General features: G+C 62.6%; 12 protein-coding genes. 7 read left to right on the plus strand and 5 right to left on the minus strand.

Annotation, left to right across the window (positions count from 1 at the left end; genetic code table 11):
• Nucleotides 1-296 precede the first annotated feature (296 nt).
• From ACEOAC_RS00590 to ACEOAC_RS00600, 3 genes are read left to right on the plus strand one after another with little or no spacing between them, the layout of a single operon-like run.
• Nucleotides 297-1,298 (plus strand): ABC transporter substrate-binding protein, encoded by a 1,002-nt coding sequence (locus tag ACEOAC_RS00590; RefSeq protein WP_077236521.1) that lies wholly within the window; start codon nucleotides 297-299, stop codon nucleotides 1,296-1,298.
• Nucleotides 1,299-1,313: 15 nt separating this feature from the next.
• Nucleotides 1,314-2,081: an ABC transporter permease gene (locus ACEOAC_RS00595; protein ID WP_077236520.1), complete on the plus strand. Its 768-nt coding sequence runs from the start codon at nucleotides 1,314-1,316 to the stop codon at nucleotides 2,079-2,081.
• Between the two features lie 23 nt (nucleotides 2,082-2,104).
• A complete protein-coding gene (locus tag ACEOAC_RS00600) occupies nucleotides 2,105-2,869 on the plus strand; it encodes an ABC transporter ATP-binding protein (protein ID WP_241813368.1) in 765 nt (254 codons plus the stop codon).
• A gap of 79 nt (nucleotides 2,870-2,948) precedes the next feature.
• Here ACEOAC_RS00600 and ACEOAC_RS00605 read toward each other — a convergent pair whose 3' ends face one another.
• The 5 genes from ACEOAC_RS00605 to ACEOAC_RS00625 all read right to left on the minus strand — a co-directional run bounded on the left by ACEOAC_RS00605 (nucleotide 2,949) and on the right by ACEOAC_RS00625 (nucleotide 8,625).
• Nucleotides 2,949-3,671: an amino acid ABC transporter ATP-binding protein gene (locus tag ACEOAC_RS00605; protein ID WP_006465353.1), complete on the minus strand. Its 723-nt coding sequence runs from the start codon at nucleotides 3,669-3,671 to the stop codon at nucleotides 2,949-2,951.
• 8 nt (nucleotides 3,672-3,679) lie between these two features.
• A complete protein-coding gene (locus tag ACEOAC_RS00610) occupies nucleotides 3,680-4,432 on the minus strand; it encodes an amino acid ABC transporter permease (protein WP_102664373.1) in 753 nt (250 codons plus the stop codon).
• A 137-nt stretch (nucleotides 4,433-4,569) separates the two neighbouring features.
• Nucleotides 4,570-5,349: a basic amino acid ABC transporter substrate-binding protein gene (locus ACEOAC_RS00615; protein WP_102664372.1), complete on the minus strand. Its 780-nt coding sequence runs from the start codon at nucleotides 5,347-5,349 to the stop codon at nucleotides 4,570-4,572.
• 257 nt (nucleotides 5,350-5,606) lie between these two features.
• Complete coding sequence (gene rocF / locus ACEOAC_RS00620; protein WP_102664371.1) at nucleotides 5,607-6,533, minus strand: arginase; 927 nt, start codon at nucleotides 6,531-6,533, stop codon at nucleotides 5,607-5,609.
• A gap of 190 nt (nucleotides 6,534-6,723) precedes the next feature.
• Nucleotides 6,724-8,625: a potassium transporter Kup gene (locus tag ACEOAC_RS00625; protein WP_102664370.1), complete on the minus strand. Its 1,902-nt coding sequence runs from the start codon at nucleotides 8,623-8,625 to the stop codon at nucleotides 6,724-6,726.
• 495 nt (nucleotides 8,626-9,120) lie between these two features.
• On the opposite strand from ACEOAC_RS00625, the gene ACEOAC_RS00630 reads away from it, so the two are divergent.
• Genes ACEOAC_RS00630 through ACEOAC_RS00645 form a run of 4 tightly spaced genes read left to right on the plus strand, consistent with a single transcriptional unit; the run spans nucleotide 9,121 to nucleotide 12,865 of the window.
• Nucleotides 9,121-10,119 carry an ABC transporter substrate-binding protein gene (locus tag ACEOAC_RS00630; protein ID WP_413443963.1) on the plus strand — a complete coding sequence of 333 codons (999 nt, stop codon included), beginning with the start codon at nucleotides 9,121-9,123 and terminating at the stop codon, nucleotides 10,117-10,119.
• A 1-nt stretch (nucleotide 10,120) separates the two neighbouring features.
• The gene (locus ACEOAC_RS00635) at nucleotides 10,121-11,146 is read left to right on the plus strand and encodes an ABC transporter substrate-binding protein (protein WP_413443964.1); all 1,026 of its coding nucleotides are present in this window, start codon (nucleotides 10,121-10,123) and stop codon (nucleotides 11,144-11,146) included.
• Nucleotides 11,127-11,990: an ABC transporter ATP-binding protein gene (locus tag ACEOAC_RS00640; protein WP_077236514.1), complete on the plus strand. Its 864-nt coding sequence runs from the start codon at nucleotides 11,127-11,129 to the stop codon at nucleotides 11,988-11,990. Before ACEOAC_RS00635 ends, ACEOAC_RS00640 begins: the two co-directional genes overlap by 20 nt.
• An 8-nt stretch (nucleotides 11,991-11,998) precedes the next feature.
• Nucleotides 11,999-12,865, plus strand: coding sequence for an ABC transporter permease (locus ACEOAC_RS00645; RefSeq protein WP_006465345.1), 867 nt, complete (start codon nucleotides 11,999-12,001; stop codon nucleotides 12,863-12,865).
• Nucleotides 12,866-12,897 lie beyond the last annotated feature (32 nt).

Here is a 12,897-nt window from a genome sequence, read left to right on the forward strand (position 1 = left end):
TGTGCAGCGCCTGCCCACCATGCACGGCGGCGAGGCGCGAGCGCACCGCTGCGGCGCAGCTAGATTAGTGCTGAAGATAGTTTGTATTAGTTTTTCTTAAGCGGACCGGACTGCCGTCACGAATCAGTAATATCGACGCTGCCACATCACCTGCGGGGGCCCGCCGTCGCTGCTATTGACCAGCACAGCGGGAAGGACCAGGGCATGGCGGCGACGCAAGCAGGTCAGATGACTGCTCGAGCCGCGTCTGAAGTGGTCCATCAAGAGATTTCACATCCAATCTGAAGGAGCAAGCAATGAACCAGAATCGACGCAGGGTCATGAAGCAGGTCATCACGCTGGCCGCCGCCGGCGCTGCCGGCCTCCCCCTCGTGGCAAGCGCCGCTGCCCCAACCGTGATCAACTACGGCGGCTCGGCATGGCTGGGCCACTACTCGGCCTACATCGCCATGAAGACCGGCCTGATGACCAAGCATGGCATCGATCTGCGCTGGCAAGCTTTCTCCACCTCCTCCGCCCGCATGGCTGCGGTGATGGCCGGCAACGTCGACATCGCCGGTACCGGCGTGGTCTCGGCGCTGGCTCTCATGGCCAGCGGCGCCCGTCAGTTCCAGCTGATTGCCACGCCCAACAACTTCGGCCGCGCCGAAGGCCTGCTGGTGCGTGAGGGGATCAAGGAACTGGCTGACCTCAAGGGCAAGAAGATCGGGGTGACCTATGCCTCCAGCGCCCACGTGCTGCTGCTGGACGTGCTTTCGCAGGCCGGCATCAATCCCGACAAGGATGTCGCGATCATCAACCTGCCCGCCACCGAGCTGCTCACGGCCTACAAGGCCAACCAGATCGATGCCGCCGCCGCCTGGACCCCGACCTTCGACCGCATCCGCGCCCTGCCCGGTACCAGGCTGCTGTTCGACGACAGCGCCTTCTCGCTCTACAAGAGCTACAAGATGTCACCCGGCCCCGATGTGCTGCTGACCCGGAGCAGCTTCGGCAAGGACAATCCGGCAGCCGTGAAGGCCTTCATGCAAGCCATCTTCGAGGCCAACGCCATGCTCACGCAAAAGCCGGAGGAGTCCGCCCGCATCCTGCTTGAACTGACCTCGCTGTCGATGGAAGAGCAGCTTGGCGTCATCAAGCAGACCGAGTGGTTCACGCTGGCCGACCAGAAGGCATTGATGAGTGACCCGGGCAACTTCATCGTGGGTCTGCAAAAGCTGGCCGAGATGCTGGTCAAGCTCAAGCAGGTCGATTCCATGCCGCAGGTGCGTCAGTGGGTCAACACCACCTACCTCTGAGGCCGGCGCATGCTTATGAAGAAAGAATGGTTCACCGGCGGGGCGTTGATCACCCTGTCGGCGGTTTCGCTGGTGGCCTTCCTGCTGGTGTGGGAAGGCATATGCCGGGCCGGCATCGTGGATGCGGTATTCCTGCCGGCGCCCTCGCAGATCCTCGCCCGCGCCATGCGCATGTGGGAACAGGACACCTTGATCATCAACATCCTGGCCTCGGCACGGCGCGTGATGGTCGGCTTCCTGGCCGCAGTGGTGGTCTCCATTCCGTTAGGGATCATGCTGGGAACTTCGAAGATCGCACGCGCTGTCTTCGATCCTATCCTGTCGTTCCTCAGGCCGTTGCCATCGATGAGCTGGATTCCGCTCACCTTGCTGTGGTTCGGCATCACGGAGACGCAGAAGTACAGCATCGTCTTCATGGGCGCAGTGACACCCGCCCTGCTGTACGTGATCGAAGCCACGCAGGGCATCGATCCACTGCTCATCCGCGCAGCCCGCAACCTGGGCGCCAATCGCTGGCAGGTGATGCGCGAAGTCATCCTGCCCGGCTGCATGCCCCAGATCCTGTCCGGCATGAAGGTGATCCTTGGCCTGTCGTGGACCTGCGTGATCTCAGCGGAACTGGTGGCGGCCAAGGAGGGGCTGGGCTTCATGATCATGAATGGCAAGGAATTCTTCCAGACCGACACCGTGGTACTCGGTATGGTGCTCATCAGCTTTACCGTATTGATTACGGACATCGTCTTCCGACTGATCCAAAGGAGCGTGCTGTCATGGCAGAAATGAAGAACCCGACCAGGACAGGTCCGATGATCGAATTTCGCGGCACGGGGAAGTCGTTCGGAGACCTGAAGGTGCTCCATCAGGTGGACCTGCAGGTGGCCCAGGGTGAATTTCTGGTGCTGTTGGGAGCCTCCGGCTGCGGCAAATCGACAATGCTCAACCTGGTTTCCGGCTTTGAACGTGCCAGCACCGGTAGCGTCTGGGTCAACGGGAGGGAGGTCAAGGATGTCGATCCGGCCTGCGGCATGGTGTTCCAGCAATACGCCCTGTTCCCCTGGAAGACCGTTCGCGAAAACGTCGAGTTCGGCCTGAAGATGAGAGGTGTATCGCGGGCCGAGCGTGCCAGGGTTGCACAGCATTACATCGAGATGGTCGGACTCAAGGGCTTCGAGGACAGCTTTCCCAACAAGCTTTCCGGAGGCATGAAGCAGCGGGTCTCGATTGCACGGGTACTGGCCAACGATCCGGATGTGATGCTTTTCGACGAACCATTTGCGGCGCTGGACGCCATGACCCGCCAGGTGCTGCAAGAGCAGTTGCTGCAGATCTACGAAAAAAGTGGCAAGACCATCATTTTCATCACGCACTCCATCGACGAAGCGCTGATGCTGTCTACACGCATGGTGGTCATGGGTGCCAAGCCGGGGCGCGTCGTGCAGGACATCGACAATGACCTGCCGCATCCACGTACGGCCGAAGTCCAGCTGTCATCCCGCTATATCGAACTGAAACGCTCGATCTGGGAGACGGTCCAGGTGGAAGTGATGAAAGGCCTGGAAGGCGTCAAGTAGCTCAGTTCTTGCCGGTAGCGTTCGTCGGACTGGAGAGAACTCCAGCCCGACGGACAATCTCTGCAGGGCAGAGCAAGGGCTATAGCACCTTGCGCAGGAAGTCCCGCGTACGCTCATGATGGGGGTCACCCAGCACCTGCTGCGGTGGCCCCTCTTCCATGATCACGCCCTGGTCGATGAAGAAGACGCGGTCTGCCACCTCACGGGCAAACCCCATCTCGTGCGTGACCACCACCATGGTCATGCCCTCTTCAGCCAGTTGCTTCATCACGCTCAGCACCTCACCCACCAGTTCCGGGTCCAGTGCCGAGGTCGGCTCATCGAACAGCATCACCTTGGGTTCCATCGCCAGCGCACGGGCAATCGCCACGCGCTGTTGCTGGCCACCCGAGAGCTGGTTGGGGAAGGCATCGATCTTGTCCAGCAGCCCCACCTTCTGCAACAGCTTCTCGGCCACCAGCACCGCCTCGCGGCGCGACAGGCTCTTGACCTGCATCGGCGCCATGATCAGGTTTTCCAGCACCGTCATGTGCGGGAACAGGTTGAAGCGCTGGAACACCATGCCCAGGCGGGCGCGCAATGCATTGAGATCGACCCGGGGATCGTTGAGCTTGATGCCTTCGATGAAGATATCACCGTCGCTGACCTCCTCCAGACCATTGAGGCAGCGCAGGAAGGTACTCTTGCCCGAGCCCGAAGGCCCGATCACGCAAACCACTTCGCCGGCCCTGATCTCGCAGTCGATACCGCGCAGGATATGCGCCTGGCCGAAGCGCTTCTGGAGTTGATTGACCTTGATCATCGTCGTGCTCATCGTGCATCCCCCTTGCCGTAACGGGCTTCCAGGTGGCGCACCAGCGCCGACAGGGCCAGCGTGATGACCCAGTAGATCACCGAGATGGTGAGGTAAGGCTCCCAGTAGCGCGCATAGGCACCGGACACGGTGCGTGCCGCATAGGCCAGTTCGGCCAGACCGATGGCCGAGGCCAGCGAGGAATCCTTGACGATGGCAATCGCATTGTTGCCCAGCGGCGGTAGCATGCGGCGGAAGGCCTGCGGCAGCACGACCTTGCGCAGCGTAGCCATGTAGGTCATGCCCAGCGAACGCGAGGCCTCGCTCTGGCCACGGTCGATGGACTGGATGCCGGCGCGGAAGATCTCCGACACATACGCCCCCGAGTTGAGCGTGATGGCCAGCACCGCCGAGGCGAAGGCGCCGTAGTGCGAGCGGATCTCGCGGGCCAGGTCACCGGAGAGGATCAAGCCGCCGCTGGGGTTGATCAGCATCGGCATGAGCGCAAAGTGGATCAGCAGGATCTGCACGAACAGCGGCGTGCCGCGCAGGAAGCTGACGTAGAAGCGGATCGGCCACTGCACGCAGTAGCACAGGAAATATTTCCAGAAACCATGGCGAGCCTCGGCCAGGCGGCCGACGCCCAGCACCAGGCCCCAGCAGGTACCGGCGATGACGCAGATGATCGCGGCCTTGAGGGTCATCCAGGTGCCTTCGACGAACAGGGGCAGGTATTCGCCGATGATTTCCCATTGGAAGAAGGAATTCATGATGAGGTCCGTTCAAACGGAGGAGTTGAGCAGAGGAAGCGGACCGCCGACATTGCGTGGGCGCAGTGTGGCGGCCGTGATCGGACAGATCAGACAGGCGGTGCGCATGCAGGATCGTGCAGGCGCACCGGGAGTGCTTACTTCAGCGGCAGGGTCGGTACTTCGCCATCGAACCAGGTCTTGTAGATCTTGGCGTAGGTGCCATCGGCCACGATCTTGGTCAGGCCGGCGTTGATCTTGTCCAGCAGTTCCTTGTTGCCCTTCTTGACGGCGATACCGAAGTACTGGCGCACGAACTTGGTGTCGCCCACCACCTTGAACTTCTTCTCGGGATGGCTCTTGATGTAGAACTTGATGACACCGACGTCGCCCACGGCGGCGTCCACGCCACCGCGATACAGTTCTTCCAGCATCAGCACGGTGTTGTCGAAGCGGTGGATGGCGGTGCTGGACTTGCCCAGTTCCTCGGAGACCACGATGTCACCGGCGGTGGAATTGACCACGGCCACCTGGGTCTTCTTCAGGTCGGCCAGCGAAGCGATCTTGGCATCGGCATTGGTGATGATGACCTGCTCGGCGGGGAAATACGGCAGCGAGAAGTCCACCATCTGGGCGCGCTTGTCGGTGATGGTGATGCCGGAGATGATGATGTCGCGGTCACCCTGGCCGAGGGTGGCGAAGATGCCTTCCCAGGGCGTGCTCACCAGCTGGATCTTGAAGTTGGAGGCTTGCGAGATGGCCTTGATCAGGTCGATGTCGAAGCCGACCAGTTCCTTCTTCGGGGTTTCGAATTCGAAGGGACGATAGGTACCGCCGGCACCGACCACGTAGGTCTGGTCGGCAGCCAGGGTGCTGCCGGCAGCACAGGACAGGGCCAGCGCGCTGGCGGCAACGGTGAAGAATTTCTTGAACGACATGGGGACCTTCTTTCTGACGGAAAATTGGGCCGCGCCACCCGCAGGCAGAGGCAAGATGGAGCAGGCGCGGCAGACTGGTGTTTCCTGGCGGACGGGAATGCGTGGATAAAACCCGCACGGGCCCGCCGGAAGCGGAAAAACCCTGAATAATCCGGCATTCGCCGCAATCCTTCAACCTCAAATTGCAAGCCTGTCGCAATCCCCCAGCAAAACCCTAATTCCATCAGCGCATGCAACGATATCGACGTCAGCAGGCGTCAGTAGGGCCCTTCCGGCCGACGGATCAGGGTGGACTTGCCGAACAGGCTTTCCACCAGGTCCACCACCAGCTCCGCGGTCTGGTTGCGCACGTCACAGGCCGGGTTCAGTTCCATTACGTCCAGCGAGGCCAGGCGGCCGGTGTCGGCGATCATTTCCATGCACAGTTGCGCTTCCCGGTAGGTGGGACCGCCGGGCACCGCAGTCCCCACCCCGGGCGCCAGGGCGCTATCCAGGAAATCCACATCGAAACTCACGTGCAGATGGGTATCAGGGCCGATACCGGCGAGGGCCTGCTCCATGGTCACACGCATGCCGTGCTCGTCGATATGGCGCATGTCGTAGACGCGCACGCCCAGTTCCCGCAGATGGCGCTTTTCTTCGCGATCCACGCTGCGGATGCCGACCTGGCAGATCTGTTGCGGCTGCAAGGCCGGCACCTGGCCGCCGATGCCGGTCAACTCTGCCGGCCCCACGCCCAGCAGGCAGGCCACGGGCATGCCGTGGATATTGCCGGTCGGGGTGGACTGGCTGGTATTGGCATCGGCATGGGCATCCAGCCACAGCACGCGCAGGTCCTTGCCCTGCTCGCGGCAATGGCGCGCCACGGCGGCAATGGAGCCCACCGCCAGCGCATGGTCGCCGCCCATCAGCAACGGCACTTCACCCGCGCGCAGGCTATGCTCCACGGCCGCGTAGACGGTCTGGTTCCATTGCACCACCTGGTCCAGGTGACGCAGGCCCTGCACCGGTGGCTGTTGCGGATTGGCCGGACCGGCCAGGTCACCGCCATCGACCACCTCCAGCCCATGCTGCTGCAAGCCGCGCTGCAACTCTGCCACGCGCAAGGCCGCCGGCCCCATCGAGGCACCGCGCCGGCTTGCGCCCACATCGGTGGGGGCGCCCATCATCCTGATCTTGTTCATGGCTGTACCGCTCCTTACAGTGAAAACAGTGAATGACCGCTGCCTCGGGCGGCAGGGATCCTTGCGATTGTCCTACGATGGCCCTTCGACGTGCACAAGCCGCATGAATTCCGCCCGCCTGCCTGACCACAAAGAAAAATGCCGTTCAGCGGTCAGCTGAACGGCATCCTTGCAACATCGTCGCGGACGATCAGATCTCGACCTTGGTTCCCAGCTCCACCACCCGGTTGGCGGGGATGTGGAAGAAGTCCGAAGGCTTGGCGCCGTTCTGGTACATCCACGCGAACAGGCGCTCGCGCCACAGCGACATGCCCAGCAGCTTGCTCGGCACTACCGTGTCGCGCGCCAGGAAGAAGGAGGTATCCATCAGGTCGAAGTGATGACCGAACTGCTGCTCGGTCAGAGTCATGACCTTCTGCACTTCCGGTGCTTCCTTGAAGCCGAAGGCCGCGCGCAGCAGGTAGACGTCGCCGCCCAGTTCCTTCATGGTCAGGCGCTCGCTGTCGGCCACGTAGGGGACGTCCCAGATGCTGATCTTCAGGAAGAACACCCGCTCATGCAGGATGCGGTTGTGCTTCAGGTTGTGAAGCAGCGCGACCGGCACGGTGGCGATATTGCCCGTCATGAACACGGCCGTGCCACCGACCCGATGCGGCGGATGGGCCAGCAGGCCCTCGATGAAGGGCTCGATGGGAATGCCGTCATCCTTGATGCGCATGCGCAGCAGCATGCGACCCGAATACCAGGTCATCAGCAGGAAGAAGGCCGCGCCGCCGATGACCAGCGGGAACCAGCCGCCCTCGGTCAGCTTCAAGAGGTTGGCGGCAAAGAAGGCCACATCGACGATCAGCAGGCAGGCAATGGTCAGCACCACGGCCGACGTGCGCCACTTCCAGATATGACGCATCACCACGCCCAGCAGCATGGTGGTGATGACCATGGTGGTGGTCACGGCCACGCCATAGGCGGCCGCCAGGTTGTCGGATTTCTTGAAGGCCAGCACCACGGCCACCACCACCACCAGCAACATCCAGTTGATCAGGGGGATGTAGATCTGGCCCTGTTCATCCTCGGAGGTATGCAGGATGCGCATGCGCGGCACGAAGCCCAGCAGGATGGCCTGGCTGGTCAGCGAGAACGCACCCGAGATCACCGCCTGCGAGGCGATCACGGTGGCGCAGGTCGCCAGCAGCACCATGGGCAGCACCAACGGATCGGGGATCATCAGGTAGAAGGGATTCTTGATTGCCTCCGGATTGGCGATCAGGTTGGCACCCTGACCGAAATAATTGATCAGCAGCGAGGGCATGACAGTGAAGATCCACGCATAGCGGATCGGCTTGATGCCGAAGTGCCCCATGTCGGCATACAGCGCCTCGGCGCCGGTCAGCACCAGCACCACCGAGCCCAGCACGATGAAGGCCTGCAGCGAGTGCTCGGCCATGAAATGCACGGCATAGTAGGGATTGATCGCCACCAGCACCTCCGGTGCCTTGACGATGTTGTAGATGCCCAGCAGCGCCAGCGACAGGAACCACAGGAACATCACCGGACCGAAGAAGCGCCCCACCACGCTGGTGCCATGGCGCTGGATCAGGAACAGGATCACCACGATCACCAGTGTGAGCGGGATCACCACATGCGTGGTGCTGGGCGCAGCGATTTCCAGCCCCTCCACCGCCGACAGCACCGAAATGGCTGGCGTGATGACCACGTCGCCATAGAACATGCAGGCGCCGAACACGCCGAGCATCATCAGCAGCTTGGCCCGCGGCGAGCCCGAGACGGCCGACCGCAAGGACAGCGCCATCAGCGCCAGCACGCCGCCTTCGCCGTTGTTGTCGGCGCGCAGCACGAACATCACGTACTTGATGGTCACCACGATGGTGATGGCCCAGAACAGCATGGAGATGATGCCCAGCACCGCGCCCGGGGAAAAGGCAATGCCGTGGTCGGGGCTGAAACATTCCTTGAGTGCGTACAGCGGGCTGGTACCGATGTCGCCAAACACCACGCCCAGCGCTGCCAGGGTAATCAAGTGGAATTTGGACGATCGGAGGGAAAGACTCGGATTGGTGTGAGATGAACTCATCTTGCTCCCTTGCTTCTTCAAATGAGTGCCGGCGGACAGGGTTCTGGCTTCAACAGGGCTTGCCAGGGAGGCAAGCGACGGTCTGTCCGGGCAGGACGCGTACTTTATCGCACTCTACCCGTGGCCGGCTCAAAATGCCGCCGGCGCCCACCCTGACGTTGCGCCCCAGCCTCTTCAGAAGCTTGTCGAACTTGACAGACGGGCCATGTCGCAGTTCCTGAATCACCTGCCGGGAAACTCCGCATTTCCTGCGCAAACCCTTGCTGGACAAGCGATTGCGGCCTATACGGGCGACGCATATGGATATGCGGTAATCGAGTTTTTCTTTCTCCCCTGCCCTTTATATACTCCGAACGAATAAAGAACCGCGCTTTTCCATCGTGACGGTTCTAAGCCATGACTTGTCAGCCCCTGCCGGATTCTCCGGCCCGCCATCCACGATACAGGACACCATGACCACTACCCTCTCCCCCCCGAGGACGCCTGCGGCGTCTCTTGACCACCACCCTGGCCGGCGGCCTGGCGCTGACCCTGGCGGCCGCGCCCTTGTTGGCCCGCGCCGAAGGCCAGCTGCGCATCGCCGAGCAGTTCGGCATCGTCTATCTGTTGCTCAACGTGGCGCAGGACCAGCAACTGATCGAAAAGCACGGCAAGGCAGCCGGGGTGGATATCAAGGTGGAATGGCTCAAGCTCTCCGGCGGCTCGGCCGTCAATGATGCCCTGCTGTCGGGTTCGGTGGACATCGCCGGCGCTGGCGTGGGACCGCTGCTGACCATCTGGGACCGCACTCATGGCCGCCAGAACGTACGTGGCGTCGCCTCGCTGGGCAACTTCCCCTACTACCTGGTGAGCAACAACCCCAAGGTCAAGACCATTGCCGACTTCAGCGACAAGGATCGCATCGCCGTGCCGGCCGTCGGCGTCTCGGTGCAGTCGCGCGTGCTGCAGCTGGCCTCGGCCAAGCTGTGGGGTGACGCCCAGTACAACCGGCTGGACAAGCTCAGTATCGCCGTGCCGCATCCCGATGCCACCGCCGCCATCATCAGCGGCGGCACCGAGATCACCGGCCACTTCGGCAATCCGCCCTTCCAGGAACAGGAACTGGCGGGCAACCCCAATGCCCACATCGTGCTGAAGTCCTACGACGTGCTGGGTGGCCCGTCCTCAGCCACAGTGCTGTACGCCACCGAGAAATTCCGCAAGGACAATCCCAAGACCTATGGCGCCTTCCTCGGCGCGCTGGAGGAGGCCGCCAGGTTCATCGCCGCCAATCCCGAGAAGGCGGCCGATATCTACCTCAAGGTCAACAAGGGCAATACTGATCGCAAGCTGCTGCTGCAGATCATCACCAACCCCGAAGTGCAATTCAAGATCGCTCCGCAGAATACCTACGGCCTGGCCGAGTTCATGCACCGCGTGGGTGCCATCAAGAACAAGCCGGCCTCGGTGAAGGATTACTTCTTCGACGACGCCCACATCCAGGGAGGTAGCTGAGATGCGCCGCCCCTCCTTATCCTTCATCTCGCCCAGATGGCTGGCGGTCCTCACCGCTGGCGTACTGGCCGCCGGTGTATCGACCCAGGCCATGGCCGAAGGCAGCATCCGCATCGCCCAGCAATTCGGCATCGGCTACCTGATCCTGGACGTGGTACAGGACCAGAAACTCATCGAGAAATACGGCAAGCAGGCCGGTCTGGACATCAAGGTCGAATGGACCAGCCTGTCCGGCGCCACCGGCATGAACGAGGCGCTGCTGGCCGGCGCCCTGGACGTGGTCTCGGCCGGCGCGCCACCGGCCCTGGTGCTGTGGGACCGCACACGCGGCCGCCAGAACGTCAAGGCCATCGCTTCCCTGGGCTCCATGCCCAACTACCTGCTGTCGAACAATCCCAACGTCAAGAGCATCAAGGACTTCAGCGACAAGGACCGTATCGCCGTACCGGCCGCCGGGGTCGGCTTCCAGTCGCGCACGCTGCAGATCGAAACCGCCAAGGTCTTCGGCAAGGAAGACTTCAAGCGCTTCGACAACATCAGCGTGAGCCTGTCGCACCCGGACGCCACGGCCGCCCTCATCGCCGGCGGCTCGGAGATCAACGCCCACTTCTCCAGCCCGCCCTTCCAGTACCAGGCCCTGGAGAACAAGAACGTGCACAAGGTGATCAGCTCCTACGACATCATGGGCGGCCCGGCGACCTTCAACGTGCTCTACACCACCCAGAAATTCCACGACGATAATCCCAAGACCTATCGCGCCTTCTACCAGGCACTGGTGGAGGCGGCAGAGTTCGTGCGCAACAACAAGGCCAAGGCGGCCGATACCTTCATCCGCGTGCAGAAGTCCAGGCTGGCACCGGAGTTCGTGCGCAAGATCGTCGAAGACCCGGAAATCCGTTTCACCGTCTCTCCCGAGCGCACCTTCGTCTATGCCGAAAAGCTGCATGAACTGGGCGTCCTGAAGAACCGCGCCAGCTCCTGGAAAGACTACTTCTTCGAGGAAGCGTATGCACAACCCGGCAGCTGAGACCGCCAGCGTGAGTGCCACGGCAAGCCTGCAACCACTGCTGCAGGTGGACCGCGTGAGCCTGCAGTATCGCAGCGCCACGGCGGTGGTGCAGGCGACGCACGAAGTCAGCTTCGATGTACATCCGGCTGACCGCTTCGTGCTGCTGGGGCCGTCTGGCTGCGGCAAGTCCAGCCTGCTGAAATCGGTGGCGGGCTTCCTGCCGCCGGCCGCCGGCGAGATCCGCCTGGAGGGCCGCACCGTGCGCCAGCCGGGACCTGACCGCATCGTGGTGTTCCAGGAATTCGACCAGCTGCCACCCTGGAAGACGGTGCTGCACAACGTGATGTTCCCGCTGCTGGCCTCGCGCACCCTGGGCAAGCGCGAAGCTGCCGAACGCGCCCGCCACTACCTCGACAAGGTCGGTCTGACGCGCTTTGCCGACGCCTATCCGCATACGCTGTCCGGCGGCATGAAGGCGCGCGTGGCCATCGCCCGCGCCCTGGCGATGCAGCCCAAGATGCTGCTGATGGATGAACCCTTCGCCGCCCTCGACGCCCTGACCCGCCGCAAGATGCAGGAAGAGCTGCTGGCGCTGTGGGACGAAGTGCGTTTCACGCTGCTGTTCGTGACCCACTCCATCGAGGAAGCGCTGGTGGTCGGCAACCGCATCCTGTTGCTCTCGCCCCATCCGGGCCGCGTACGCGCCGAGATCAACAGCCACCAGTACGACCTCTCCAGTTTGGGTGGGGTCGGCTTCCAGCAGACCGCGCAGCGCATCCACCGCCTGCTGTTCGACGAAGGTGGCGCCGCTGCCGCGCCCGAGCCCCGCATCAACTTCAGCGACGTCCGTTTCTCCTACTGAATAGCACCATGCCCCAGACTCCCCCCATCCGCGACGAATATGAAGTTCCGCTGACGCCCCTGCCCGGCCTCGTACTGGAGCGCCATTTCACGCTGCCGCAACGCATCTGGCAACAAGGCTGGGTGCGCAAGGGCGCCATCCTGCTGCTGCTGGCGCTGGTCTGGGAAGCCATCGCCCGCTGGCAGAACAACGACCTGCTGCTGCCGACCTTCCTGCAGACGGCGCAAGCCTTTGCCGAGGGCATTCGCAGCGGTGAGCTGTTCGGCAAGACCTGGCTGTCGCTGCAGGTCTTGCTCAAGGCCTATGTGCTGGGAATCGTCGCCGCCTTCGTGCTGACCACGCTGGCCGTGTCCACCCAGTTCGGACGTGATCTGCTGGGCACCCTGACCTCGATGTTCAATCCGCTCCCGGCCATCGCCCTGCTCCCCATTGCCCTGCTATGGTTCGGCCTGGGCGAAGGCAGCCTGATCTTCGTGCTGGTGCATTCGGTGCTGTGGGCGCTGGCGGTGAATACCTATGCAGGCTTCCTGGGGGTATCGGACACCCTGCGCATGGCCGGCCGCAACTACGGCCTGCGTGGACTGGGCTTCGTGCTGCAGGTACTGGTCCCGGCGGCCCTGCCCTCCATCCTGGCAGGCCTGCGCATCGGCTGGGCCTTCGCCTGGCGCACGCTGATCGCGGCCGAACTGGTATTCGGCGCCACCAGCGGCAAGGGCGGCCTGGGCTGGTACATCTTCCAGAACCGCAACGAGCTCTACACCGACAAGGTCTTCGCCGGGCTGGCCATGGTGATCCTGATCGGCCTGCTGGTGGAAAACCTGGTCTTCAATACCCTGGAGCGGGCGACCGTGAAGAAATGGGGCATGCAGCGCTGAAGCGCCACACTCCCCGTAATTATTTATATCGT

The sequence above is a fragment of the Herbaspirillum frisingense genome (genome assembly GCF_047325095.1).
GTDB classification, from domain to species: Bacteria; Pseudomonadota; Gammaproteobacteria; order Burkholderiales; family Burkholderiaceae_D; genus Herbaspirillum; species Herbaspirillum frisingense.

Excerpts from the sequence above, each read along its gene's own strand:
- ACEOAC_RS00590 (WP_077236521.1), top strand. The coding sequence starts at position 297 with ATGAACCAGAATCGACGCAGGGTCATGAAGCAGGTCATCACGCTGGCC.
- ACEOAC_RS00600 (WP_241813368.1), top strand. The coding sequence starts at position 2,105 with ATGATCGAATTTCGCGGCACGGGGAAGTCGTTCGGAGACCTGAAGGTG.
- ACEOAC_RS00640 (WP_077236514.1), top strand. The coding sequence starts at position 11,127 with ATGCACAACCCGGCAGCTGAGACCGCCAGCGTGAGTGCCACGGCAAGC.
- ACEOAC_RS00615 (WP_102664372.1), bottom strand. The coding sequence starts at position 5,349 with ATGTCGTTCAAGAAATTCTTCACCGTTGCCGCCAGCGCGCTGGCCCTG.
- ACEOAC_RS00595 (WP_077236520.1), top strand. The coding sequence starts at position 1,314 with ATGAAGAAAGAATGGTTCACCGGCGGGGCGTTGATCACCCTGTCGGCG.
- rocF (WP_102664371.1), bottom strand. The coding sequence starts at position 6,533 with ATGAACAAGATCAGGATGATGGGCGCCCCCACCGATGTGGGCGCAAGC.
- ACEOAC_RS00605 (WP_006465353.1), bottom strand. The coding sequence starts at position 3,671 with ATGATCAAGGTCAATCAACTCCAGAAGCGCTTCGGCCAGGCGCATATC.
- ACEOAC_RS00635 (WP_413443964.1), top strand. The coding sequence starts at position 10,121 with ATGCGCCGCCCCTCCTTATCCTTCATCTCGCCCAGATGGCTGGCGGTC.
- ACEOAC_RS00645 (WP_006465345.1), top strand. The coding sequence starts at position 11,999 with ATGCCCCAGACTCCCCCCATCCGCGACGAATATGAAGTTCCGCTGACG.
- ACEOAC_RS00610 (WP_102664373.1), bottom strand. The coding sequence starts at position 4,432 with ATGAATTCCTTCTTCCAATGGGAAATCATCGGCGAATACCTGCCCCTG.
- ACEOAC_RS00625 (WP_102664370.1), bottom strand. The coding sequence starts at position 8,625 with ATGAGTTCATCTCACACCAATCCGAGTCTTTCCCTCCGATCGTCCAAA.